Here is a 23,172-nt window from a genome sequence, read left to right as displayed (position 1 = left end):
CTGCGCTGGACTGCCGCTTCAGTACTTCGGCATGGCCGGGTCGACATCGCTGGCCCAGGCGTCGACGCCGCCGGTCAGGTTGTAGACCTTGGCGTAGCCCTGGCGCTCCAGGTAGGCCGCCACCTGCATGCTGCGTGCGCCGTGGTGGCAGATGCAGACGATGTCGGCGTCTTCGTCCAGTTCGGCCGCGCGCGCGGGGATGTCCCGCATCGGGATGTGGGTGATGCCGGGCATGGCGCAGGTCTGCACCTCCCAGCCTTCACGCACGTCGAGCAGGACCGGTTTGGCACGGCTGGCATCGGCCAGCCACTGGGCCAGTTCGGTCGCTTTGATGACCTGCATGGTGGTTCCGTCCTCAGAACTGGAATTGCGACGGCCGGGCCGCGCCCTGCAGGGGCTTGACCGCGGTTTCGAACAGGTTGACGACCTGGTATTCGGTCTCGGACACGCGCGTGACCAGGCGCGCTTCCATCACCGGCAGCTCGCCGATGAAGGCGGCGATGCGGCCGCCCACCTTGACCTGCGACAGGATCGACTGCGGAATCGCCGGCAGCGAGCCCGAGATACAGATCACGTCGTAGGGCGCGGCGGCGCTCCAGCCGTCGGCGGCGTTGCCTTCGGCCACGTCGACGTTGGTGACGCCGGCGTTGGCCAGGTTGGTGCGGGCCAGCTCGACCAGCCCGGGCACGATGTCCACGGTCAGCACGTGGCGCGCGCGGTTGGCCAGCAGGGCGGCCATGTAGCCGGAGCCGGCGCCGATTTCCAGCACGTTCTCATGCTTGCGCACGGCCAGGTCCTGCAGGATGCGGGCTTCCACGCGCGGCGCCAGCATGTTCTGCCCCGCGGGCAGCGGAATCTCCATGTCGACGAACGCCAGCGAGGCGTACGCGGCCGGGACGAACTGCTCCCGCTTGACCACCGCCAGCAGGTCCAGGATTTCCTGGTCCAGCACGTCCCACGGGCGGATTTGCTGTTCGATCATGTTGAATCGGGCTTTTTCGAGATCCATCTTGCCATTCCTTACCAATGCCAACCGCTGTCGGTCTGTGCGCCGGCCGCGCGGTGCCACGGCCGGACAGTCTTATCAAACCCTTTATTTTAACCTTGCAGACGCCGCCAGGCTCATTCCGCGCTGGCCTCCGCCGGGGCCGGCCGATCCGGTGCCGCTTGCCGGTCGGGCGCGGGCTGCGCGTGCGCTGCGGGCTCGCTGGCGGGCTTGCCTTGCCACAGCCGGCGCAGCCAGGCTCCGAAATCATCAAGATACGTATAGATCACCGGCACCACCACCAGCGTCAGGATCGACGAGGTAATGATCCCGCCGATCACGGTCTGGCCCATCGGCGCGCGCTGCTCGGCGCCTTCGCCCAGGCTGAAGGCCAGCGGCACCATGCCGAAGATCATGGCCAGCGTGGTCATCAGGATCGGGCGCAGCCGCACGCGCGCGGCCTCCACCAGCGCCGCCTCGCGCGACAGCGGCTGGCGGCCGTCGGCGCCGTCCACATGGCCCTGGCGCGCCTGGTTGGCGAAGTCCACCAGCAGGATCGCGTTCTTGGTCACCAGCCCCATCAGCATGATGAAGCCGATGATCGAGAACATGTTCAGCGTCGAGCGGAACAGCAGCAGCGCCGCGAACACGCCGACCAGCGTCAGCGGCAGCGAGGTCATGATCGCGATCGGCTGGAAGAAGCTGGCGAACTGCGAGGCCAGGATCATGTAGATGAAGATCACCGCCAGCGCCAGTGCCGACACGGCGTAGCCGAAGGACTCGTTCATCGACTTGGTCGAGCCGCCAAAGCGGTACTTGTAGCCGGCCGGCCAGCTCATGCCGTCCAGCGCGGCCTTGACGTCGCGTGCGACTTCGCCCGCCGAGCGCCCGGCCACGTTGGCGGTCAGCTCGACCTCGCGGTTCAGGTCGCGCCGGCTGATCTGGTTGGCGCCGGTGGTGGGCACCAGCTCGGCGATCTGGCGCAGCGGCACCATCCTGGGCGAGCCGTCGGCGTTGGTCTGGCTGCTGGCGATCATCAGCGCGCTCAGGTCGGCCATGCCGGTGCGCGCGTCCTTGGGCAGGCGCACGCGCACGTCGTAGTTCTCGTCATCGGGCGCGCGCCATGAGCTGATGGCGTCGCCGGCCAGCAGCGGGCGCAGGGCATTGCCGATCTGCGCCACGCCCACGCCCAGGTCCGATGCCAGCTCGCGCCGGATGCGCACCTCGATGGTGGGGCGGTCGTCCTTCATGCTCGAATCCAGGTCGGCCAGGCCGCGGATCGCTTTCATGCGCGTGCGCGCTTCCTTGGACAGGCGCCGCAGTTCGTCCAGGTCATCGCCCTGGATCGATACCTGGATCGCCTTCTGGCCGCCGGCGCCGTCGGGCATGCCCACCATGGTCAGCGTGATGCCGGCAATGCCCGCCAGGCGCTGCCGGATCAGCGGGTTGAGCTGCGCGGTGGACAGCTGGCGCGAGCGCCGCTCGGTCAGGCGCACCGACACCAGCGCATTGTTGCGGCCCGAGGCATTGCCCGAGTTGATGGTGGCGTAGGTGTAGGCCACTTCGGGGAAGGACTTCAGCGCGGCTTCCACCTGCCGCACCTTGGCTTCGGTGACTTCGATCGAGGTGCCGACCGGCGTGGTGAAGCCCACCTGGGTCTCGCCCAGGTCGGCATTGGGCACGAATTCCGTGCCGATCAGCGGCACCAGCGCAAAGCTGCCGAAGAAGGTCACCGCGGCGATGATGGCGGTGGCCAGCCGGTGCTTCAGCGCCCAGCCCAGCATGCCGGCATAGCCGTTGCCAAGCTTGTCCATTTTTGCCGAGAACCAGTCCAGCAACCGCCCCACCGTGCGCCCGTACCAGCTCTTCTTGTTGCCGGTGCCGTGCAGGTCCGGGTCATGCCAGACCGACGACAGCATCGGGTCCAGCGTGAACGAGACGAACATCGAGATCAGCACCGCCGCGACAACGGTGATGCCGAACTGGTGGAAGAAGCGCCCGATGATCCCGCCCATGAAGCCCACCGGCAGGAACACCGCCACAATCGAGAAGGTGGTGGCCAGCACCGCCAGCCCGATCTCATTGGTGCCGTCCAGCGCCGCGCTGCGGTGGTCCTTGCCCATCAGGTTGTGGCGCACGATGTTCTCGCGCACCACGATGGCATCGTCGATCAGCAGGCCCACGCACAGCGACAGCGCCATCAGCGTGATCACGTTGAGCGTGAAGCCGCACATATACATCACGCCGAAGGTGCCGATCAGCGCAATCGGCAGCGTCAGCCCGGTGATCACGGTGCTGCGCCAGGAGCCGAGGAACAGGAACACGATCGCCACCGTCAGGAAGGCCCCTTCCAGCAGCGTTGATCGTACTTCCTTGACGCTGCTGCGGATGCCGCGCGCGGTGTCGTTGACCACGTTCAGCTGCACCCCGGCCGGCACCAGCTTGCGTGTTTCTTCGGTCATGCGCACCAGGCCGTCCACGGTGTCGACGGTGTTCTGGCCCTGCGCCTTCACCACCGACAGGAACAGGGCGCGCTTGCCGTCCAGCAGCGCCAGGCTTTCCTGTTCTTCCTGGCCGTCGCGCACATCGGCAATCTCGCCCAGCGTGACCGGCTGGCCGGCGCGGCGCGCCACGATGATCTGGCGGAACGCGTCCGGCGTGGGCACGCGGCCCTTGATCTGCACCACCGTTTCCGTGGCCGAGGAACGCAGCTCGCCCGCGGGCAGTTCCTGGTTCTCGTTGCGGATGGCGTTCATCACCTGGTCCACGCCGATGCCCAGCGCCTCGAGCTGCGCGGGCCGGATGCGGATCTCGACCTCGCGCTTGGTGCCGCCCACGATATTGATGGCGCCCACGCCGCGCACCGTCTCCAGCCGCTTGCGCACGATCTGGTCGGCGATGGTGGTCAGCTCGCGCTGGCTGCGGGTGGCGCCCGGCGCGTTGGAGACCGAGAGATAGAAGATCGGCGCGTCGGACGGGTCATAGCGCAGCACGCGCGGCTCTTTCACTTCGTCGCGGAACTGCGGGCGGATCAGCGCGATCTTGTCGCGCACGTCCTGCGCGGCCTGGCCGACATCGACGCTCAGGTCGAACTTGATGACGACGACCGAAGTGCCCTGGTAGGAGTGCGAGAAGATCTCGTCGATGCCGGAGATGGTGTTGACGATCTCCTCGACCTTGCGCGTGACGTCGGACTCCACCGACTCCGGCGCGGCGCCCGGGTATTCGGTCTGCACCACCACCACCGGGAAGGTGATGTCGGGGAACTGGTCGACCGGCAGCCGCTGGTAAGAGAACAGCCCCACCACGATGAAGGCCATCATCATCATGGTGGCCAGCACCGGGTTGCGGATCGACAGGCGGGTGAACCACATGGCGCGGGCCCTTACGCCTTGACGCGCTTGACCTGGCTGCCGCTGCGCAGCGTGCCAAGGTTGTTGCGGACGATCTCGGTGCCGGCGTCCAGCCCGGAGACGATTTCCACCATGCCGCTGGCCTCGTCGCGGATGCCAAGCTGCACCGGGCGCTCGGCCAGCGTGTCCTTGTCGATGGCATAGACGAAGGCGCGCTCGCCTTCCGTGCGCACCGCCGAGGACGGCACCGCCACTACGCCGGCACGCTCGCCCAGCACCAGCGCGCCGCGCGCGAACATGCCGGCGCGCAGCTTCTGGTCTGCATTCTCGACGCGGATATAGACCATGATGCTGCGCGTGCCCTGGCTGACGGCCGGGTTGATGCGTACCAGCTTGCCGGTAAAGCGGCCGGCGCCTTCCACGTCCAGCGCCACCGGCTGGCCGACCGCGGCGCGCGCCACGTCCGCCATCGGGATCGGCGCTTCCAGTTCCAGCACGCGCAGGTCGACCACGTCGACCAGGCGCGTATCGGGCGAGACTTTTTCGCCCGGCTGCACCGCGCGCGCGGCCACCATGCCATCGAGCGGCGCCTTGACCACGGTGTCGGCCAGTGCCTTTTGCGCCACCGCCAGGCCGCCCTGGGCCGCGTCAAGGTTGGCGCGGGCGACGTCCAGGTCGGCCTGGTACTTGTCGAAGGCGGTCTTGGAGATAAAGCCCTTGCCGACCAGCTCGCGGTTGCGCTCCCAGGTCTGGCGCGAGTTTTCGAACTGCCCGCGCGTGGCCAGCATCTGGCCGCGCGCCTGCGCCACCTTGGCCTCGTACTCGGTGGGATCGATGCGCACGATGACCTGCCCGGCGCGCACCGGCTCGCCTTCGCGCACCAGCACCGCCTTGACCTCGCCCGAGACCTTGGCCTTGACCGAGGCCTGGTTCAGCGCACGCAGGCCGCCCGACAGCGGCAATGAGACCTGCAGGTCCTGGCGCGCCACGCTGACCAGGTCAGACTGCAGGAATTCCACCACGTTGAGCGTCTGGGCCGGCGCCTGCGGCTGGCGCGCGCTGCCGGCCTTGCGCACGGCGACCGTGGCGGTCAGCGCGATGGCGATGCAGGCGGCGGTGATCAGCAGGGTCTTTCGCTTCATGTTCAGGGGCTGGGTTGCGGCGCAGGGGGATCGGACTCAGTGTCGGCTTCCATGGCGGCGGCGCGTTGCGCCAGCATGTCGTCGCGGATGCGTTCCCAGATATAGGGGCCGGTCTGCGGCGGCAGCGGGCGATTGCGGGCGTCGCCGGTGGTGAGCCCGAACAGCAGCGTGTCCAGCAGGCCGTCCAGGAAGGCCTCGGGGTCGATGTCTTTCTCCGCGGTGGCGCGCAGCGCGCGCTGCCACAGCATCAGGAACACCAGTGGCGCACAGACCAGCGTCGTGGTGGGGTTGGCCGGCATCGCGCGGAATTCGCCGCGCGCCACACCACGGGCCAGCACCCTGGCGAACAACTCGTCGCCCGGCATCATCACTTCCTCGTTATAGAAACGGGCGATGTCCGGGAAGTTGGCCGACTCGGCCATGATCAGCTTGGTCAGGCCCGCCACCGGCGTGGCGCCGATCAGGCCCCACCAGCCGCGCAGCAACTCGCGCAGCAGCTCGGGCGTGCTGCCGGCATAGTTGTCGACCAGGTCGGTGCCGCGTGCCAGCGCCGGCACCAGGTTCTCGCGCACCACTGACTTGAACAGCTCTTCCTTGTTGGCGAAGTACAGGTAGACCGTACCCTTGGACACGCCGGCCGCAGCGGCCACGTCTTCCAGCCGCGTGGCCGCATACCCGCGCTCCACGAAGAGGTCGAGCGCCGCGGCCACCAGCTCTTGCGGGCGGGCGGCCTTGCGCCGGCTCCAGCGCGGGGTGTCGGCGTCCTTGTGCGGATCGGCGGGCGTTTTCACGGATGTCTTGCGGGTACTGCGGGGCACGGGGGGCGGGTCAGAAAGTTAATAACTTGTGGGTCAGTAATGTAGATGAGCGCCATGAGGGGGTCAAGCACAGGCCGGCGACCCTCGGGAACACACCGAGGCGGCACTGAGGCTAAATTAAGACGTGTGGCTTCTTGTGCGCTTTTTCCGGCGATGCCCGGGCGCGGCTTACCGCGTTTTCCTTTTCTTACTGGACGGCAGCGGCCCTTCGGGCACAATGTCCCCTTTGTGCTGGCCGCCTGGCGGCCGCCCATCCTGAACCATCGTCATGAGTTGCCGGTCAGACCTTTCCTGCCGCGCAGGCTGCGGCGCCTGCTGCATCGCCCCGTCGATCGCCTCGCCGCTGCCCGGCATGCCTGCCGGCAAGCCGGCGGGCATGGCGTGCGCGCAGCTGTTGCCGGACATGCGCTGCGCGGTGTTCGGCAGGCCGGACCGGCCTGCGTTCTGCGGCGGCCTGAAGCCGTCGGCCGAGATGTGCGGCGATTCGCGCGAAGCCGCGCTGCACTGGCTGACCCGGCTGGAAATCCTGACCGCGCCGCAGGCCACGCCCGGGCGGCCCGGTCGGCGCGCATGACGCTTGGTACGCGACCCGACTATCCCGCAATCGGAGGCAATATGATCCGGACTTCCCGACGGCGCTGGTTTGCCGCGGCTGCCGCGGCCACGCTGGCCGTGGGCCTGGCCGCCTGCGGCGCCTTCCGCAACGAATACACCTTCTCGCAAAGCCAGCTGCAGGCGGCGCTGGAGCGCAAGTTTCCGTTCAACAAGCGTTATATGGAGCTGTTCGACATCCAGCTGGCCAACCCGCAGTTGACGCTGGACCCGGCGCGCAACCGCGTCAACGTGCAGTTTGACGCCATGATCGACAACAAGCTGTTCTTCAGCCGGGCCTTGTCAGGGCGTTTTGCGCTGGACAGCGGCCTGCGCTATGACGAGCCCACGCGCTCGGTGGTGCTGCAGGACCTCGAGGTGCAGCGCTTCGACGTGCAGGGCATGCCCGCGCAGTTCTCGCGCCAGCTCAACGCGCTGGGCGGCATCCTGGCCGAGCAGCTGCTGCAGGACTATCCGCTCTATACCTTCCGCGAAGACCAGCTGCGGGTTGCCGGCATGCATGTGGCACCCGGTACAATCACGGTTTTGCCTGACGGCATCAACGTCAAGATCAACCGCCCCTGACCGGGGCGCTCAAACAACAATCCAGGCGGTCCGGCGCGCATGCCGGGCAACGCCCATGACCACGTTTCTCCGTTCCGCATGGAAATCGCACTTGCCCTGAAAGCCGTGTTACTCGGCATCGTCGAAGGACTGACCGAGTTTCTCCCCATCTCCAGCACCGGCCACCTGATCCTGGCCGGCCAGCTGCTCGATTTCAACGACGAGAAGGGCAAGATCTTCGAGATCGTGATCCAGTTCGGCGCGATCCTGGCGGTCTGCTGGGAATTCCGCGCGCGCATCGGCAACGTGGTGCGCGGCCTGCGCGCCGAGCCGCTGGCGCAACGCTTTGCCGCCAACGTGGTGATCGCCTCGGTGCCGGCCATCGTGCTGGCCTTTATCTTCGGCAAATGGATCAAGGCCCACCTGTTCAACCCGATCTCGGTGGCGCTGGCCTTTATCGTTGGCGGCGTGGTGATCCTGCTGGCCGAATGGCGCGACGCGCGCCGCGGCACGGTCTCGCATCCGCAGGGCAATGCGCTGCTGGAGGCCGCCAAGGCTGGCGCGCCGCGGATTGAATCGGTCGATGACCTGAGCTGGCGCGACGCCCTCAAGGTCGGCCTGGCGCAATGCTTCGCGCTGGTGCCGGGCACCTCGCGCTCCGGCGCCACCATCATCGGCGGCATGCTGTTCGGGCTGTCGCGGCAGGTGGCCACCGAGTTCTCGTTCTTCCTGGCGATCCCGGTGATCTTCGGCGCCACCGTCTACGAGCTGTACAAGGCGCGCGCGCTGCTCAACGCCGACGACCTCGGCATCTTCGCGGTGGGCTTCGTCTTTGCCTTCCTGTCCGCCTTCCTGTGCGTGCGCTGGCTGCTGCGTTTCGTCGCCACGCATGATTTCAAGCCGTTTGCCTGGTACCGCATCGCCTTCGGCATCGTGGTGCTGGTCACCGCGTACTCCGGCCTGGTGTCCTGGCACGCCTGAGCGGGTTTGCCGCAGGCAACAAAAAAGCGTGGCAGCTGCCACGCTTTTTTGTTTGTCGGCTGCCAGCGCTCAGGCGCGCTTGCGGAAGACCACGTCCCACACGCCGTGCCCGAGGCGCACGCCGCGCCGCTCGAACTTGGTCACGGGCCGGTAATCCGGCCGCTCGGCAAATCCGTCCGCAGCGGTCGAGGTGTTCTCCAGCAACGGCTCGCCCGACAGCACTTCCAGCATCTGGTGCGCATACTCTTCCCAGTCGGTCGCGCAGTGGATATAGCCGCCCGGCTTCAGGCGCGCGGCCAGCACCTTCACCAGCGGCGGCTGCACCAGCCGGCGCTTGTTGTGGCGCTTCTTGTGCCAGGGGTCGGGGAAGTAGATATGCACGCCGTCCAGGCAGTCATCGGTCAGCATATGCGCGATCACTTCCACCGCATCGTGCTGGAGGATCCGCACATTGCCCAGGCCGCGCTCGTCGATCAGCTTGAGCAGCGCGCCCACGCCGGGTTCATGCACCTCGCAGCCCAGGAAGTTGTCTTGCGGCCGCAGACCGGCGATATGCGCGGTGGTCTCGCCCATGCCGAAGCCGATCTCCAGGATCGACGGCGCTTTGCGGCCAAATGCCGCCTCCCAGTCCAGTGGCTGGGGCGCGTACGGCACCATCATGCGCGGCCCGACCTCGTCGATGGCACGCTGCTGCCCGGTCGAGGTCCGCCCCGCGCGGCGCACGAATGAACGGATCCGGCGCGGATGCGCAACGCCTTCAGGATCGGCAGGAGAGGGTGCGGACGCTTGTCCGGCGCTGTCTACCGGCGGCGCGTCGTCAGCCGGCGTCGGTTCGGTGCTGGGGTCTTGGGGAAGCATGGCAACAAAAAAGCCGCCGGGCAGATCACCGTAATGGTGGCAAAGGCGGCTTGTCTCGACTGGAAGTGGAGCGGGCGACGGGGGCGTCAGCTGACCCATAACCCATTGAAAAAAATGCGTTTTCCCAGGCTCTAGACCGGGGAAGGCCAGATTATGGCCTTGTTCCGCCCGGCTTGCAAGATAACGCACCAGGGGAGGTTGGCAACCCGGCACATCCACTATGCGCGGCGCAATTCACGCTCAAGCTCCGGGCTGGCGATGTCGGGCAGGAGGCGAATGGCTTGTTCGAGGATCTTGATGAGTGCCGGGTCCGCCCCCTGGGCCTCGAAGACGGTCTTCCATTGCCGCACGGCGCTCCAGACCCGGCGGATCACCGCAAGGGCGGCGGGCCGGTCCGGCACGAATGCCGCAAACTCGCTCATCGCGTTGTCCAGCGTGGCGAGTTTGCCCTGGCTGCCGATGCTCAGATGCAGGCGCCGCTCCTGCGATACCGACGGCCGGGGCACGACGTCGTACAGGGGGCTCAACCGCCAGCCCCGCAGTCGCGCGTCATAAGAGAAGGCGTGATTCCTCAGGTGGTCGTCGTCATTGTTCACGAAGATATTGAGCACCATCCTGGCGAAAAGCTCCGCGTTGTCGGCCGCAATGCAATCCGGATGGACCTGCTCCCGGATGGCTTGCGCCAGGTCCTTGTAGCCCTTGGCAATCGATTCCATTTCCGGGCAGGCCATCAGGGTCAATGCGCTGACCTGTGGGATTCGTCCTTCGGTGAAACCCGCTTGCGGTTCTGAGTCATAGCCGCGTGCCATTGCCGGTGGCGGTTCGCCGGCGGGCGCCCAGTAGCGGTCAAACCGGCGGATCAGCAGGACCGGGCTGTCGCCCACGCCCATCACCTGCACCGGGGGGACTGTCAGGCCAGCCGCACGCGCAAGTTCCAGGGTGCCGGCCTCGACGATGGCCATGTTGTAGGTGTCATTCCTGGCGGGGAACTTGGCCAGCCAAAGGATCCCCTTGTCGTCACGCACGGACGCCTTGGGGCGCGCACCGCCAGCCGACGGTGCTCCACCCAGGTATGGCAGGAGATTTGCCGGTATCGGCTCTCCCGCTTCAACAGCCGCCGCGGCCTGAATCATGTAGGGCAGGTTCAGCAGATTGCCCGCGGCCGCCCGGGGCGGTGCATCCAGGCCTTCGCGCACGTCGAGCGCGCCGACCCGGTCGCTGCCAGCCTCCAGCAGATAGGTGAATTCATCCAGGCTGTTGGGCGCTGCGTTCAGCCGGGCCTCGATGACGCGCCGCCCCCATGCGTCGGGCGCAGCGTCGCGAATACCGCCAAATTCCCCGACTCCGGGCAGCGGGTACCAGCGCGTGCCCGGATTCTCGCGAGCCCGGGCCAGGCTCAGCGCGCGCGGGTCCACCTCGAACGCCTCCGGGCGCTTGGCGTAGCGTGTGCCGTAAGCAAAGCTCACGGTCTGCCGGTCGGCCGCCGCCTTCTCGCGGTCCAGCAGCCCGGCCGGAACGAAATGATGCTGGCCCTCGGCCGGGTCGGGGACATGGGCAAAAACGGCGACCCGATCAGGGATGCGGCGGGATGCCAAGGGTGGCCTCCTTAAAAGTCGAGATCGCGCAGTTCGGCCTTGCTCACCGTACGCACACGCTGCGGCAACTTGCGCGCATGCAAGGCGACCATGGCCGGCACGTCGCCGGCCAGCAAGGCTTGCAGGGAAACATCCGGCGCCATGGCATGCACATAGCGCAGTACCTGTGTCAGTGTGCGTCCAGAGTCGCCTTTTTCGATCAGGATCGCGGTGGAACGAGAAAGTCCCGCCCGCGCAGCCACATCTGACTGGCGCAGCTTCAGGCCCTGCCGTAGCTGCGTAATGCGTTCGCCCAGCATTTGCGCTTCGGCAAGGCGGGCGGGTGGCAGCAGAGGAAGTTCATTCCGCTTCATGATGTCTGCAATCGAAGTCCTAAATGGACTTAGAGATTGTGATTGCAGACATGCTATGCCGGCTGGATTTTGCAGTCAAGGCCGCAATCTCAGACTTTAAGTCGATTAAGGTCTGAGATTGAGGTCAATTGAGTTTTGGGTCACGCAATCTGGGGCTGAGGACAGACTGGCGCATCCGGAGTCACAAGCGCAAGACGGCTGCGAAGGGATTTTCCGTTGGCGGTGGGGGCGAATCAGAGGGGTGGCTCAGGGCGCAGGCCTTGCGCCGTTGTGGAAGGCGCGATCCGAGAGAGGCATCTTGTCCACGGTATCACGTGGAAAGTGGAGCGGGCGATGGGAATCGAACCCACGTCTTTAGCTTGGGAAGCTAAGGTAATGGCCATTATACGACGCCCGCGAACCCGCGATTTTATGCGGATTTCTGGCGAGGACGCAAGCCGCCAGCTGCGGTGCGGGCAAAATAAGTGCCTGTACCAGCACTAACGTCCTTATCCGCTACCACGTCGAAATCGCCTGCGGCGTAAACTCCGGCATCCCGATACCAGCCGCCGCATCCGTCAACGGCTCGATCTCCACCGCGGGCCGCTCCGACCTTACCTGGCCGAAGATGGCCGCAAACGGTATGTCCGCGGCATCCCGGCCGGTGCCGATGCGAAGCAGGCCGGTGGGGATCGAGATGCCCGAAGGGTCCAGCAAGTACCAACGGTGCGACAGGTAGACCTCCACCACCGCGTGGAAATCCGGCGCGCCCATGCCTGCGTCCGCGCCATAGTCGAGGCTGCTGGACATGCGTGCCGGGATGCTCAGCGCGCGGCACAGGGCGATCATCAGGTGGGCAAAATCCCTGCAGACGCCGGTGCGCTCCACGATGGTGTCGGCAGCCGAGGTGCGTTCGTTGGTGGACCGCGACAGGAAGCGCACGTGATTGCGCACCCATTCGCGGATGGCGTAGACGCGCACATAGCCCCGCAGCATGCCGCCGAACTCGCGGCTGGCGAATTCCATCAGGCGGTCGGATTCGCAGTACCGGCTTGGTGCCAGGTAGGGCAGGACATCGAAGGGCAGCTCGGCAACGGGCACTTCTGACAGCCTGTCGCCGTCTTCCAGGTAGTGATCGATGTCGATGATCGCCTCATAGCGGATGCCGAGGCGGCCCTGGGGAGCGCGCAGCCTGAGCAGCCGGTTGGCCAGCACGGGATCGGTGTAGCGGGTGGTCTCGAGGCCGGGCGGCAGCGTCAACTGCTCCGAGACGACGGACTGCCGGGGCGTGCGGGCGACTTCGATATTGAGCAGGAAGTCCGCCATGGGATCCATGACCTCATAGGACAGGCTTACTGCGTACCTGAGGCGGTTCATCGGGTGGTCAGCGCTGGCTGGGGCCGGGGAAAGGCGGCCGGTTCCCTGGGGCCGGAAATGGCGGTGCATCCATTTCCAGTGTAGTGCGGGCCGCCGGCCTTGCCTGCGCCACGGATGCCCGCGGCAGGTCAGTTCGCAAAGTTCACCAGCGAACTGACAAATCCCGTCCCGCCTGTGCCTTCGTCCTCCACTTCCACGTAGTACGCCAGCCGATACCCATCGCGCAGCGGCAGTCCGGCGGCATATATCTCGCCATCGGTGCGCATCGGCACCGACTCCCACCTGGCCTTGCGCCAGTCGGCGGTGACCGGATTGTAGGCGTAATAGAGCCGCACGCCGGCAGGCGCCGCCTCGGCCCTGACTTTCGCCTGCACCGCGAACTGCCTGCCCTGCGCCACCCCGCTGGCTTCGATCGCGGGCAGCTTCCGGCCCAGGAAGGTATGCGCCAGCCACATGCGCCATGCAGCCAGGTGCTTGGCCGAGACCCAGGAGTGGGGCAGATTGTCCACCGCCAGGAAGGCCTTGTCGCCGGACATCTCGGTCAGCATGCTGTTGGGCGTGCCCAGCGCGAAGAACTCGTCGTTGGTGCCGAGCGCGACCAGGAAGCTGGATCGCATCTGCTTGCGCCACATATACGGGTCGAAGTGCGTCAGCATGCGCAAGCCCGTGGGGTTGTTGATCGTGCGCAGCACGGCGTCGGCGGGCTGGAAGCCGGGGCCGGTGCGCTGCTGCGCGGGGCCGCCGACGCCGGGGCCGAACTCGGCATACTTGCGCGCAAGGAAGTACAGGCTGTTGCCGCCGTAATAGCAGGTGGCCATCACCCCCGCGACGCGGTCAGGGTCGACGCCGGTGGCGATGCTGACGGCGAAGCCGCGCTTGGAGCAGCCCATCAGCACCGCGCGCTCGGTGCGCACGCCGGGCAGGTTGTGCATCAGGGTGATCGCGCGCAGGTAGGCCATCGCGATCGGGTAATAGCCGTTCCAGGTCAGGTCGCCGGTCTCCATCACCTGCTTCAGCGCATATCCGGTCAGGTCGGATTCGTCCATGCCCCAGTAGTCTTCGGCCGGGTTGGCGAACAGCATGACGGGCATGCCCAGGTCGATGGCGGTGCCTTCGGCGTATTCGGCTTCGGTGTTCAGGCCGGTGCCGGGGATGGTGTGGCGCGGCCAGGCGGGCTCGTCGAAGAACTGCCGTTCGGTGCCGATGATGCCGGCGTTGCCGCCGCCCTGGTAGCCGTCGGGCACGTAGATGCGCGCCGGGTGCGTCCATGGCAGGCCCTTCCAGTCCTGGCTGGTGAAGCGCAGTTCGATCACGCGTACGCGCTTGCCGGGGCGCGCGCGGCTGGGCACCACGGCATCGCGGGAAATCACCGGCGCCAGCGTGCTTTCGTCACGTACGGCCTGCATGTCGAAGAACGCCGCCGGCCCGACCGGCTGCGCTTGCGCCGCGGCGATGCCGGGCAGCAGCAGCGACGCAAGCAGCCAGGCCGCTTGCCGCGCAATGCCCATGATCCGTGTTCTCACGATGTCTCCTTCCTGTGATGGGAAGGGGCATTGTCGTGAGCGTGGCCATCACCGGCAATTCGCCAGTTTGCATGGCGCCATCACGAATCGATATGACCCGTCAGCGGCGCCGCGCGCGTGCCGGCGGTGCGCCGGTGTCCTGCCTTGTCACCGCTTCGAGGGCTTCGCGCAACCGGATCACGGCGGGCGGCGCCTCGATTTCCGCCGCGGTGATGAAGACCAGCCGGCCCGAGGCAAACGGGGTGCGCAGCCGCACTTCCCGCACCATCGACATGGCCTGGTAGTGGGCCAGCGCCGTGGCCGGCGCCACCGTCAGGAAGCCGCCGGCGGCGGTCATGGCCAGGTTGCTGTGGAACGAGGCCGATTCGATATGCGGCACGGGCGGCAACTGGCCGGCGTCAAGGAATGGCTGCTCGAACACGTCGCGCGTGTGGGTGCCGCGCGGCGGCAGGATCCAGGGGCCTTCATGCAGGTCCGCCAGCGCAACCTCGCGGCGCTGCGCCAGCGCGTGGCCGGGGGCGCAGACCACGGCCAGGTATTCATCGCGCAGCGGGGTGATGTGGACCCTGGCCTTGAGCTGGTCGGTGTCGTCTTTCTGCAGCCGGCCCACGATGCAGTCGAGTTCGCCTTCGCAGAGCATTGCGGTCAGGCCGCCGACGGTATGTTCGCGCACTGCCAGCCGCGGCAGCGCGTCCTGGGCCAGCAGCAGCGCAACCGCCTGCGGCAGCACGTCCACGCCCACCAGCGGCAGCATGCCGAGCCGGACCAGCGGCACTTCCGGGCGCGCCTGCAGCGCTTCGCCGGCGGCGTCGATCGCGCCCAGCACCACGCGCAGCCGCTCCAGCGCGCGTTCGCCCGCGGGGCTCAGCCGCCCGCCGCGCGTGCTGCGTTCGATCAGCTTGCAGCCGAAGGCGTGCTCCAGCTCCTGCAGCATCTTGGTGACGGCGGGCTGGCTGATATGCAGCGCTTCGCCGGCCGCGGTCAGCGAGCCGCTGCGCGCCACCAGGTCGAGCAGGCGCAGGTGGCGGATGCGCAGCCGGTCGATCCGGTTGGGAGAAGGGGCGGCGGCGGGGGTGGCGGCGCTCGCGCGCGTGGGGGAGGCGGGACTCATAACAAATCGTGATGACTCCATCAAAACTGGATAATTGTTTCGAATGGCCGGGCGCCGGACAATCGGGGCAAACCATGGAGGAGACATGCGATGCATGCCAACGTCGGGCGCCGCCTGCTGCTGAAGTCCCTGCTGGCGCTGCCGGCCGCTGCCGCGCTGGGCAGGGCCGGTGCGGCCAGTCCCTATCCCAACCGGCCGATCCGGCTGGTGGTGCCCTACGCCGCCGGCGGCGGTCCGGATATCCAGACCCGCAAGCTGGCTGAGCTGCTGGCACGCGAGCTTGGCCAGCCGGTGGTGGTCGAGAACAAGGTCGGTGCAGGCGGCATCCTGGCCGCGGAGTTTGTCGCGCAGCAACCGGCGGATGGCTACACGCTGATGCTGGGTGCCTCGACCCATGTCACGCAGAAGCTGCTGCAGCCCGGCGCAAAGTTCGACCCGATGGCATTCACCCACATCATCCGCGTCGGCGTCAGCCCGGTGGTGCTGGTGGTCAGCGCCAGCTCGCCGTACCGGAACGTGGCCGACCTGGTCGCCGCGGCGCGCCGCGCGCCCGGCACGCTGAACTACGCCTCAGGGGGGATCGGCTCGGCCGCGCATGTGTCGGGTGCGGCGTTTGCGTCGGCCACCGGCATCGACGTGGTGCATGTGCCGTACAAGGGCTCGGTCGAGATCGTGCCATCGCTGATCAAGGGCGACACGCAGTTCGGCTTCCCGGTGGCGGCGACGGCGATTCCGCAGATCGCCAGCGGCAAGGTGCGGGCCCTGGCGGTGACCTCGGCCAGCCGCGCCGCGGTGCTGCCGCAGGTGCCCACGCTGAATGAGGCGTTGGGCCGCAAGGATCTCGATCTCGATGCATGGAGCGGCATCTGGGCGCCACCCCATCTGCCCGCGCCGATCGTGGCGCGCCTGCATGCCGCGGTGATGCAGGCGCTGGGCGATCCCGGCCTGCGCCGGCTCTATGCCGAGATGGGCGCGGTGCTTGCGCCGACGCCCACGCCTGAAGTCTTCTCGCGGCTGGTGGCCGATGAGACCACCCGCATCCGCCAGGTTATCGACAAGAACCGCATCACCATCGAATAGGCCATCCCATGACCATCACTCCACAACCGGACTTTGCCCCGCTGGCCGGCATCAGCGTGCTGGATTTCTCGCACGTGATCGCCGGGCCGTTTGCCACCTTCCTGCTGGCGCAGCTGGGGGCGCAGGTCACCAAGGTAGAGAGCGCCGGCGGTGGCGACGTGATGCGCCGCGCGGGCAAGGGGCATGCCGCCTTTGTCGCGCTCAATGCGGGCAAGTCGTCGCTGGCGCTCGACCTGTCGGATGAGGCCGGGCGCGAACATGCGCTGGAACTGGCCAGCCGCTGCGACGTCTTCGTCGACAACCTGCGGCCGGGCGTGCTCGAGCGCTTCGGGCTGGGCTACGAGGCAGTGCGCGCGCGCAATCCGCGCGTGGTCTATTGCAGCATCTCGGGCTTTGGCCGCGGCGCGGCGCAGTGGCATGGCCGGCCTGCCTACGACCACGTGGTGCAGGCCGCCACCGGCATGGCCTGGATGGGCGGCACCGAGGGCGATCCGCCGATGAAGACCGGCTTCCCGGTGATCGACTCGGCCACCGGCATGCTGGCCGCCTTTGCCATCCTGGCCGGCGTGCGCGAGAGCGAACGCACGGGGCGGGGCATGCTGCTCGACGTCTCGATGGCCACCGCCGGTCTGCAGCTGATGTATCCGATGACATGCGATGCCATGACCACCGGCGGCGTGCCGGCGCGGCAGGGCAACCAGGGGTATTCGGGCAGCCCGTCGGCCGATTTCTTCCGCACGCAGGATGGCTGGCTGGCGATCGGCGCGAATACGCCGAAGCAGTTGCTGGCGCTGCTCAAGGCGCTCGGGCTGGGCGAGCTTGCGCAAGATCCGGCCTTGTTCGAGGCGCCGCTGGATGCCGGCGCCTTGCCTGCCTTCGTGCGCTCGCTCGATCCGGCCGCGCTCAAGCGGGCGATTGCGGGCGCGGTGGCGGCGAGCACCGCAGAGGACCTGGAATTGCGCCTCAGCGCGCTGGGGATCCCGGCGGCCCGCCTGCGCAACATCGCTGAGTTTGCGGGGGAGTCGATGGCCAATGGCAGCCTGCGGCCGGTGGCGCTGCAGGAAGGGGAGACCGCGGTGCTGTCGCCGGGGCTGGGCTTCCAGGTCTACCGCCCGGTATGACACCCGGCGGCGTATAGTTGCTGGCACGATGGCGCACGGCTGTGTGCCGCCATCGTCCCCACTCGCAACGTCAGGACGCCGCCACCTTGACCACCGATTTCTTCGCCCGCTTTGAAGCGGAATGCCTGCCGCGCATCGCCGCCGCGATTGGCCAGCATGACCGGCGCGTGCAACTCCACACCCTGCCCGCCGAAGCCCCCGGCCGGCCGCCGCGCCTGCGCGTGACCGGGGATGGTCCGACGGACCTGCGGCGCCACCCCTATGCGCTGGATATCACGCTGGCGTGGGACGGGCTGGAAGTGCAACGGCTGTTCGCGGCAGGCGGCGATACGCGCTTTGCCGGTTACCTGGCGGCGCTGCCGGCCAAGCTGCGGGCCTGGCAGGAGCCGCGCGGGATCGACTTCCGCTCGCTATCGCAGGCCGATCCGGCGATCCTGATCGGCGGGCTGGATTTCGAGCACTGAGCCTGGTGCACTGACTCAGCCAGCCACCCGCAGCCGGCATACCGCGTTTTCCGTTTGCCCCGGCTCGATCCAGCGCAGCCCCTGGCCGTGGTGGATTGCGTCGGGCAGGCCTACCCACGGTTCCACGCAATAGAAGTCAGAGGTTTCGTTTTCGGACCAGGTCGTCACGGCATGCCATGGCGCGGTGCCGGCGAGGTCGAGTTCGAACGTGACGCGGCGGTCCGGCATCGCCAGCGTGGCGGACGGGCTGGCGCGGAAGACGTGGAAGGTGTCCTGCAGGCGTGGATCGTCCAGCTGGTAAGTCGTCTCGCCCGGCTCTGCAGGCCCGGGGCTGCCATCGGGGCGCTGGCGCATGCGGTCCGTGCTCGGCAAGGCCAGCGACGCGGCGGCACGTTGCGCGTGCGGCAGCGCGAAATAGAAATGGTGGCCGGGATAGCAGGGCAGGCGCTGCGTGCCGGTATTGGTGGTGCGCAGCGTGACTTCGAGGCCGTCGGGCAGCAAGCGGTAGATGGCGTCGAAGACGAATGCAAAGGGGTAGCCGGCGCGCGTTGCATCGCTGTCGCGCAGCGTCATCGTGATCGCGGCTTGCGCGTCGATGGCGCTGACGTCGAAGGGCAGGTCGCGCGCAAAGCCGTGCTGCGCCAGCGTGTGCACCGTCCCTTGTCCGTCGCGCCACTGCCCGGGATTGCCCCCGGCAAAATGCCGGCCGATAAACGGAAACAGCAGCGGGTTGCCGCCGCGGACCTTGGCCGGCCGGGACCAGTCGGCAGCGTCCGGCCAGTAGAGGATGTCCTGTCCGCGGTGCACCCAGCGGACCAGCCGCCCGCCGTGTTGCGGGGCGAGCAGCAGGAACGTGTCGGCATCGCCGACCCGGACCAGTGGCTGGCCCTGGAAGTCTTGTGTCTGAAGCAATGGCATGTTGATCGTTGGTGCCGCTCCGTTCGCGTGCCGCCCGGCGCAGCTGCCATGATAAGCCAGTGCGCTGGTGGCAGCGGTCTCAGCTGGTGGTGTAGATGGTGTTGCGCACCAGCGGGTACACCTGCGTCTCCCACCGCCTGCCGTTGAAAACCCCATAGTGCCCGACGCCGGTCTGCACGTGATGCATGCGCAGGTAGGGAGGCAGGTCGGTGCACAGCTCCTGCGCGGCCACGGTCTGGCCGATCGCGCAGATGTCGTCGCGCTCGCCCTCGACGGTGAGCAGCGCGGTGCGGTGGATGGCGCGCGTACAGACACGGCGCCCGCCCACGTCGAGCAGGCCCTGCGCCAGCAGGAAGCGCTGGAAGATCAGGCTGACGGTTTCCAGGTAGAACTCCGCCGTCAGGTCCATGGTGGCGAAGTACTCGATGTAGAAGTCGCGGATGGCGTCGGCCTTGTCGTGCTCGCCGCGCTCGCGCAGCGCGTAGAGTTCGCGCAGCGCCTGTTCGTGCCGCTCCAGGTTCATGCTCATGAAGGCCAGCAGCTGCACGTGGCCCGGGTAGACGCGCCGCGCCGCGCCGGCAAAGCGCAGCGGCACCATGCCGATCAGCGTGCGCTCGAACCAGTCGAGGGACCGGCTGGTGGCCAGCTCGTTGACCTTGGTCGGGTTGACGCGCGCGTCGATGGGGCCGGCCATCAGCGTCAGGCTGGGCGGCTGGGCGGGGTCCCCGTCCTCGGCCATGAGTGCCGCCGCCGCCAGCGCCGCCACGGCAGGCTGGCAAATCGCCACCAGATGCGTGCCGCCGCCCAGCGTCTGCAGGAAGCCGATCAGGTGCTGCACGAATTCATCGAAGCCGAAGCGCCCGGCCAGCAACGGAATGTCGCGGGGGTTGTGCCAGTCGGTGATATAGACGTCGTGGTCGGCCAGCATGGTCTGGACCGTGCCGCGCAGCAGCGTGGCGAAGTGGCCGGACATCGGCGCCACCAGCAGCACGCGCGGCTGGCCGACGATGCCGTGGCGGCGGAAGTGCAGCAGCGAGCAGAACGGCGTGCGCGCGACGACTTCCTCGGTGACCGGCACCGGCTGGCCGCCGACGGTTGCGTGGTCGATGCCGAAGGCCGGCCGGTGGTGCGTGAGCCGCACCAGTGCGATGAGCTCGCAGGCGGCGCGCAGGCGGTGCACGGCGTCGAAACCGCCGGACCTGGGATTCGCCGCCAGCGTCGCGGCAGCCAGCTCTGCCAGCGTGCAGGCCGGCAGTATCATGTCCGCGTAGATCTGGTAGGCGTGGTACAGCATGGCTCGGCCCCCCCGCTATTCTGGTTCTTGCAAGCCGCAATATGTATGCCATCAGTTTAGGCCTGGCACGCGCCTTGCGCTTTGTGCGGTGAGCGGGGCGGACGATGCCGCGCAAGTAGCGAGGCATGCGCCTGGCGCATGGGCGTCGCGCCGCTTCGCGGCGCATTGCGCGCAGCGGCTTCAGACTGGTGCCTGCCGGATGCACTGTATAGGTGCGCGGCCACGAGCGGCAACAAGCAGTAAAGGAGGCGCGATGTCCAAGACCACACTCACCATCAGCAGCAAGACCTATTCCTCATGGTCGCTGCGCGGCTGGCTGCTGGCGCGCTTTGCCGGCCTGGAATTCGAAGAAGTGCTGGTGCCGCCGGACGACGCCGCGGCGCGTGCGGAAATCCTGCTGCTGTCCCCGTCGATCCTGGTGCCGTGCCTGCGCCACCACGGCGTGACGGTGTGGGACACACTGGCGATCGCCGAATACCTGAACGAAATCCGCCCCAAGGCCGGCCTGCTGCCGGAAGACCGCGCCGCGCGTGCCCACTGCCGCGCCATCTGCGGCGAGATGCATTCCGGGTTTGCCGCGATGCGTTCGGCGCTGCCGATGAACCTGAAGGGTCATTTCCCCGGGATGAAGGTGTGGTCGCGTGCGCAGGCAGACATCGATCGCATCACGGCGATCTGGACCGAATGCCTGACACGCTACGGCGGGCCGTACCTGTTTGGCACGCGCACCATGGCCGACGCCATGTACGCGCCGGTGGTGACGCGCTTTGTCACCTATGGCGTGATGCTCGATCCCGTGCCGGTTGCCTACTGCAAGCAGATCCTGTCGATGCCGGAACTGCAGGAGTGGATCGCGGCGGCGCGCGAGGAACCCGACGAAATCAGCGAACTGGATGTGGAGTTCTGATGCCCTCGCTGGCAACCGCCGCGGCCGCCGGCGCTACGCCGTGGCGGAGTCGGCCTGCCGTGCCTTCAGGAAGCGCTCGGCGTAGTCGAAGTACCAGTCGAGCGTGTCCGGGTTGGCCATCGCATCGCGGTTGGCGATGCCCTGCGGCGCATGGCCGAGCAGCAGCTTCTTGATCGGCACTTCCATCTTCTTGCCCGACAGCGTGCGCGGCACGCCGGGTGCCTGCACGATCTCGTTGGGCACGTGGCGCGAGGACAGCGCTTCGCGGATGCGCGCGCGCAGGGTGTCGCGCAGCGCATCATCCAGCACCAGGCCTTCGCGCAGCACCACGAACAGCGGCATATAGGACTCGCGGCCCAGGTATTCCAGGTCGACCACCATGCTGTCGAGCACTTCCGGCAGGTCTTCCACCACGCGGTACAGCTCGCTGGTGCCCATGCGGATGCCGTGGCGGTTGATGGTGGCGTCCGAGCGCCCGTAGATCACTGCGCCGCCGCGTTTTGTGATTCTGATCCAGTCGCCATGCCGCCAGACGCCGGGATAGGTGTCGAAATAGCTGTCGCGGTAGCGCTTGCCGTCGGCGTCGCCCCACAGGTAGAGCGGCATCGACGGCATCGGCTCGGTGCAGACCAGTTCGCCCACCGCGTCGAGCAGCGGCTGGCCGTTGTCGTCGAAGGCCTCCACCTTGGCGCCCAGGCAGCGGCATTGCATCTCGCCGGAATAGACCGGCAGCAGCGGACAGCCGGCGACGAATGAGCCGGCAAAGTCGGTGCCGCCCGACATCGGCACCAGCCAGATGTCTTCGCGCACATGACGGTAGATCCAGTCGTAGGCCTCCACCGGCAGCGGCGAGCCGGTCGAGCCGAGCCCGCGCAGGCGCGACACGTCGGCGATGCGTGCCGGTTCGATGCCGGCCTTCATGCAGTTGGTGAAGAAGGCCGCACCGGCGCCGAACAGCGTCACGCCGGCATCGTCGACAAAGCGCCACAGCACGCCCGCGTCGGGCCAGGCCGGGTTGCCGTCGTAGAGCGCGATGGTGGTGCCCAGCAGCAGCCCGGCCACCTGCGCGTTCCACATGATCCAGCCGCTGCTGCTGTACCAGTGGAAGACATCGTCCGGGCCCAGGTTGTTATGGAAGGCCATCAGCTTGAGCTGCTCGATGACGATGCCGCCATGGCCATGCACGATCGGCTTGGGCATGCCGGTGGTGCCGGACGAATAGACGATCCAGAGCGGATGGTCGAACGGCACCGGCTCGATCGCCAGCGGCACGTCGTGCGCCAGCACGTCCTGCCAGGCTTGCGCGCGCACGCCGGTGGGCGGCGCTGCGGGGCTGCCGATCTGCGGCACCAGCACCAGGTCGGTCAGCGAGGGCAGGGCGGCGACCAGGTCGGCAAGCACCGGGGCGCGGTCGTAGACCTTGCCGCCATAGCGGTAGCCGTCGACAGCGATCAGCACCTTGGGCCCGATCTGGCGGAAGCGGTCGATCACTGCCACCTGGCCCATGTCCGGCGCGCAGCCAGACCAGACCGCGCCCAGGCTGGCCGTGGCCAGGAAGGCGACGATGGTGGCGGGGATGTTGGGCAGGTAGCCGGCAACGCGGTCGCCGCGCTGCACGCCCATCTGGCGCAGCGCATGCGCCAAAGACGCCACCTGGGCCTGCAGCGTGTCCCAGCTGACATCGGCCAGCGGCTGCGCCTCGCCGGCATGGCGGATCGCGGTGCGCTGGCGGGCGCTGCCCGTACCGGCGTGGCGGAATACCTGCTGCACGTAGTTCAGCGTGGCACCCTCGAACCAGCGCGCGCCCGGCATGGTGCGGCGGTCCAGCACCTGCGTGGCGGGCGTGTCGAAGCGCACGTCGAAATAGGCGCGCACGGCGTCCCAGAAGGCTTCCAGCTCGGTGACCGACCACTGCCAGAGGCTGTCGTAGTCGTCAAAGGCCAGGCCGCGCTCGGCCCGCAGCCAGTGCATGAAGTGCTTGACCTGGCTGCTGTCGCGGAACGCCTCGGAAGGCGTCCACATCAGGTTGCCTTCGGTGAGCGGGGCGGCGGTCGTCATGTCTCCTCCTTGGGCCCGTCTGTCGCGGGCATGGGTTGGTGCGATGGTCGTTCCGGTGCGCCTGTGGCGACACCCGGCATCAGCCTGAGATGATAACGGG

21 protein-coding genes and 1 tRNA gene are annotated in these 23,172 nt (G+C 67.7%); 7 read left to right on the top strand and 15 right to left on the bottom strand.

Annotation, left to right across the window (positions count from 1 at the left end):
• Nucleotides 1-18: 18 nt before the first annotated feature.
• The 5 genes from ACW4E8_RS10055 to ACW4E8_RS10035 form a co-directional block, all read right to left on the bottom strand.
• Complete coding sequence (locus ACW4E8_RS10055) at nucleotides 19-342, bottom strand: rhodanese-like domain-containing protein (protein WP_340526062.1); 324 nt, start codon at nucleotides 340-342, stop codon at nucleotides 19-21.
• A gap of 13 nt (nucleotides 343-355) precedes the next feature.
• Nucleotides 356-1,009 carry a protein-L-isoaspartate O-methyltransferase family protein gene (locus tag ACW4E8_RS10050; protein WP_018311229.1) on the bottom strand — a complete coding sequence of 218 codons (654 nt, stop codon included), beginning with the start codon at nucleotides 1,007-1,009 and terminating at the stop codon, nucleotides 356-358.
• Nucleotides 1,010-1,122: 113 nt separating this feature from the next.
• A complete protein-coding gene (locus tag ACW4E8_RS10045; protein WP_456804355.1) occupies nucleotides 1,123-4,359 on the bottom strand; it encodes an efflux RND transporter permease subunit in 3,237 nt (1,078 codons plus the stop codon).
• Nucleotides 4,360-4,370: 11 nt separating this feature from the next.
• Nucleotides 4,371-5,480: an efflux RND transporter periplasmic adaptor subunit gene (locus ACW4E8_RS10040; RefSeq protein WP_456804354.1), complete on the bottom strand. Its 1,110-nt coding sequence runs from the start codon at nucleotides 5,478-5,480 to the stop codon at nucleotides 4,371-4,373.
• Nucleotides 5,481-5,482: 2 nt separating this feature from the next.
• The gene (locus tag ACW4E8_RS10035; protein ID WP_456804353.1) at nucleotides 5,483-6,298 is read right to left on the bottom strand and encodes a TetR/AcrR family transcriptional regulator; all 816 of its coding nucleotides are present in this window, start codon (nucleotides 6,296-6,298) and stop codon (nucleotides 5,483-5,485) included.
• A gap of 268 nt (nucleotides 6,299-6,566) precedes the next feature.
• Between ACW4E8_RS10035 and ACW4E8_RS10030 the strand changes: the two genes are divergently transcribed.
• The 3 genes from ACW4E8_RS10030 to ACW4E8_RS10020 all read left to right on the top strand — a co-directional run bounded on the left by ACW4E8_RS10030 (nucleotide 6,567) and on the right by ACW4E8_RS10020 (nucleotide 8,434).
• Nucleotides 6,567-6,872 carry a YkgJ family cysteine cluster protein gene (locus ACW4E8_RS10030; protein WP_456804352.1) on the top strand — a complete coding sequence of 102 codons (306 nt, stop codon included), beginning with the start codon at nucleotides 6,567-6,569 and terminating at the stop codon, nucleotides 6,870-6,872.
• Between the two features lie 41 nt (nucleotides 6,873-6,913).
• A complete protein-coding gene (locus ACW4E8_RS10025) occupies nucleotides 6,914-7,474 on the top strand; it encodes a DUF1439 domain-containing protein (protein WP_456804351.1) in 561 nt (186 codons plus the stop codon).
• A 78-nt stretch (nucleotides 7,475-7,552) separates the two neighbouring features.
• The gene (locus ACW4E8_RS10020; protein ID WP_456804427.1) at nucleotides 7,553-8,434 is read left to right on the top strand and encodes an undecaprenyl-diphosphate phosphatase; all 882 of its coding nucleotides are present in this window, start codon (nucleotides 7,553-7,555) and stop codon (nucleotides 8,432-8,434) included.
• A gap of 69 nt (nucleotides 8,435-8,503) precedes the next feature.
• Here the strand turns inward: ACW4E8_RS10020 and trmB are convergent, their stop codons facing one another.
• The 7 genes from trmB to ACW4E8_RS09985 all read right to left on the bottom strand — a co-directional run bounded on the left by trmB (nucleotide 8,504) and on the right by ACW4E8_RS09985 (nucleotide 15,230).
• A complete protein-coding gene (gene trmB, locus ACW4E8_RS10015) occupies nucleotides 8,504-9,292 on the bottom strand; it encodes a tRNA (guanosine(46)-N7)-methyltransferase TrmB (RefSeq protein ID WP_456804350.1) in 789 nt (262 codons plus the stop codon).
• Between the two features lie 218 nt (nucleotides 9,293-9,510).
• Nucleotides 9,511-10,887: a type II toxin-antitoxin system HipA family toxin gene (locus tag ACW4E8_RS10010; RefSeq protein WP_456804349.1), complete on the bottom strand. Its 1,377-nt coding sequence runs from the start codon at nucleotides 10,885-10,887 to the stop codon at nucleotides 9,511-9,513.
• A gap of 11 nt (nucleotides 10,888-10,898) precedes the next feature.
• A complete protein-coding gene (locus ACW4E8_RS10005; protein ID WP_456804348.1) occupies nucleotides 10,899-11,240 on the bottom strand; it encodes a helix-turn-helix transcriptional regulator in 342 nt (113 codons plus the stop codon).
• A 322-nt stretch (nucleotides 11,241-11,562) separates the two neighbouring features.
• Nucleotides 11,563-11,637, bottom strand: a tRNA-Gly gene (locus ACW4E8_RS10000).
• 98 nt (nucleotides 11,638-11,735) lie between these two features.
• Nucleotides 11,736-12,596 (bottom strand): transglutaminase-like domain-containing protein, encoded by an 861-nt coding sequence (locus tag ACW4E8_RS09995; RefSeq protein WP_456804347.1) that lies wholly within the window; start codon nucleotides 12,594-12,596, stop codon nucleotides 11,736-11,738.
• A 128-nt stretch (nucleotides 12,597-12,724) separates the two neighbouring features.
• Complete coding sequence (locus tag ACW4E8_RS09990; protein WP_456804346.1) at nucleotides 12,725-14,119, bottom strand: PhoPQ-activated protein PqaA family protein; 1,395 nt, start codon at nucleotides 14,117-14,119, stop codon at nucleotides 12,725-12,727.
• A 100-nt stretch (nucleotides 14,120-14,219) separates the two neighbouring features.
• Nucleotides 14,220-15,230, bottom strand: coding sequence for a LysR family transcriptional regulator (locus ACW4E8_RS09985; protein WP_456804345.1), 1,011 nt, complete (start codon nucleotides 15,228-15,230; stop codon nucleotides 14,220-14,222).
• A gap of 90 nt (nucleotides 15,231-15,320) precedes the next feature.
• On the opposite strand from ACW4E8_RS09985, the gene ACW4E8_RS09980 reads away from it, so the two are divergent.
• From ACW4E8_RS09980 to ACW4E8_RS09970, 3 genes are all read left to right on the top strand, one after another.
• Nucleotides 15,321-16,310, top strand: coding sequence for a tripartite tricarboxylate transporter substrate-binding protein (locus tag ACW4E8_RS09980; protein ID WP_456804344.1), 990 nt, complete (start codon nucleotides 15,321-15,323; stop codon nucleotides 16,308-16,310).
• Nucleotides 16,311-16,318: 8 nt separating this feature from the next.
• Entirely contained in the window at nucleotides 16,319-17,431 is a 1,113-nt protein-coding gene (locus ACW4E8_RS09975; protein ID WP_456804343.1) for a CoA transferase, read from the top strand.
• Nucleotides 17,432-17,517: 86 nt separating this feature from the next.
• Nucleotides 17,518-17,895, top strand: coding sequence for a DUF5594 family protein (locus tag ACW4E8_RS09970; protein WP_456804342.1), 378 nt, complete (start codon nucleotides 17,518-17,520; stop codon nucleotides 17,893-17,895).
• A gap of 15 nt (nucleotides 17,896-17,910) precedes the next feature.
• Here ACW4E8_RS09970 and ACW4E8_RS09965 read toward each other — a convergent pair whose 3' ends face one another.
• Nucleotides 17,911-18,813 carry an aldose epimerase family protein gene (locus ACW4E8_RS09965; RefSeq protein ID WP_456804341.1) on the bottom strand — a complete coding sequence of 301 codons (903 nt, stop codon included), beginning with the start codon at nucleotides 18,811-18,813 and terminating at the stop codon, nucleotides 17,911-17,913.
• A 79-nt stretch (nucleotides 18,814-18,892) separates the two neighbouring features.
• Nucleotides 18,893-20,107, bottom strand: coding sequence for a polyhydroxyalkanoate depolymerase (locus ACW4E8_RS09960; RefSeq protein ID WP_456804340.1), 1,215 nt, complete (start codon nucleotides 20,105-20,107; stop codon nucleotides 18,893-18,895).
• A gap of 253 nt (nucleotides 20,108-20,360) precedes the next feature.
• Here ACW4E8_RS09960 and ACW4E8_RS09955 point away from each other — a divergent pair, with 253 nt between their 5' ends.
• Nucleotides 20,361-21,014 (top strand): glutathione S-transferase family protein, encoded by a 654-nt coding sequence (locus ACW4E8_RS09955; protein ID WP_316151070.1) that lies wholly within the window; start codon nucleotides 20,361-20,363, stop codon nucleotides 21,012-21,014.
• Between the two features lie 33 nt (nucleotides 21,015-21,047).
• Here the strand turns inward: ACW4E8_RS09955 and ACW4E8_RS09950 are convergent, their stop codons facing one another.
• Entirely contained in the window at nucleotides 21,048-23,072 is a 2,025-nt protein-coding gene (locus tag ACW4E8_RS09950; RefSeq protein WP_456804339.1) for an acetoacetate--CoA ligase, read from the bottom strand.
• Nucleotides 23,073-23,172: the final 100 nt, after the last annotated feature.

The organism is Cupriavidus sp. CP313, from assembly GCF_054072015.1.
Note: the sequence above shows the minus strand (reverse complement) of the source record. Positions and strands in the feature narration are given on the sequence as shown.

Excerpts from the sequence above, each read along its gene's own strand:
- ACW4E8_RS09950 (WP_456804339.1), bottom strand. The coding sequence starts at position 23,072 with ATGACGACCGCCGCCCCGCTCACCGAAGGCAACCTGATGTGGACGCCT.
- trmB (WP_456804350.1), bottom strand. The coding sequence starts at position 9,292 with ATGCTTCCCCAAGACCCCAGCACCGAACCGACGCCGGCTGACGACGCG.
- ACW4E8_RS10045 (WP_456804355.1), bottom strand. The coding sequence starts at position 4,359 with ATGTGGTTCACCCGCCTGTCGATCCGCAACCCGGTGCTGGCCACCATG.
- ACW4E8_RS09955 (WP_316151070.1), top strand. The coding sequence starts at position 20,361 with ATGTCCAAGACCACACTCACCATCAGCAGCAAGACCTATTCCTCATGG.
- ACW4E8_RS09975 (WP_456804343.1), top strand. The coding sequence starts at position 16,319 with ATGACCATCACTCCACAACCGGACTTTGCCCCGCTGGCCGGCATCAGC.
- ACW4E8_RS10055 (WP_340526062.1), bottom strand. The coding sequence starts at position 342 with ATGCAGGTCATCAAAGCGACCGAACTGGCCCAGTGGCTGGCCGATGCC.
- ACW4E8_RS10025 (WP_456804351.1), top strand. The coding sequence starts at position 6,914 with ATGATCCGGACTTCCCGACGGCGCTGGTTTGCCGCGGCTGCCGCGGCC.
- ACW4E8_RS09995 (WP_456804347.1), bottom strand. The coding sequence starts at position 12,596 with ATGAACCGCCTCAGGTACGCAGTAAGCCTGTCCTATGAGGTCATGGAT.
- ACW4E8_RS09985 (WP_456804345.1), bottom strand. The coding sequence starts at position 15,230 with ATGAGTCCCGCCTCCCCCACGCGCGCGAGCGCCGCCACCCCCGCCGCC.
- ACW4E8_RS10020 (WP_456804427.1), top strand. The coding sequence starts at position 7,553 with ATGGAAATCGCACTTGCCCTGAAAGCCGTGTTACTCGGCATCGTCGAA.
- ACW4E8_RS10005 (WP_456804348.1), bottom strand. The coding sequence starts at position 11,240 with ATGAAGCGGAATGAACTTCCTCTGCTGCCACCCGCCCGCCTTGCCGAA.
- ACW4E8_RS10030 (WP_456804352.1), top strand. The coding sequence starts at position 6,567 with ATGAGTTGCCGGTCAGACCTTTCCTGCCGCGCAGGCTGCGGCGCCTGC.
- ACW4E8_RS09980 (WP_456804344.1), top strand. The coding sequence starts at position 15,321 with ATGCATGCCAACGTCGGGCGCCGCCTGCTGCTGAAGTCCCTGCTGGCG.
- ACW4E8_RS09960 (WP_456804340.1), bottom strand. The coding sequence starts at position 20,107 with ATGCTGTACCACGCCTACCAGATCTACGCGGACATGATACTGCCGGCC.
- ACW4E8_RS10050 (WP_018311229.1), bottom strand. The coding sequence starts at position 1,009 with ATGGATCTCGAAAAAGCCCGATTCAACATGATCGAACAGCAAATCCGC.
- ACW4E8_RS09965 (WP_456804341.1), bottom strand. The coding sequence starts at position 18,813 with ATGCCATTGCTTCAGACACAAGACTTCCAGGGCCAGCCACTGGTCCGG.
- ACW4E8_RS10040 (WP_456804354.1), bottom strand. The coding sequence starts at position 5,480 with ATGAAGCGAAAGACCCTGCTGATCACCGCCGCCTGCATCGCCATCGCG.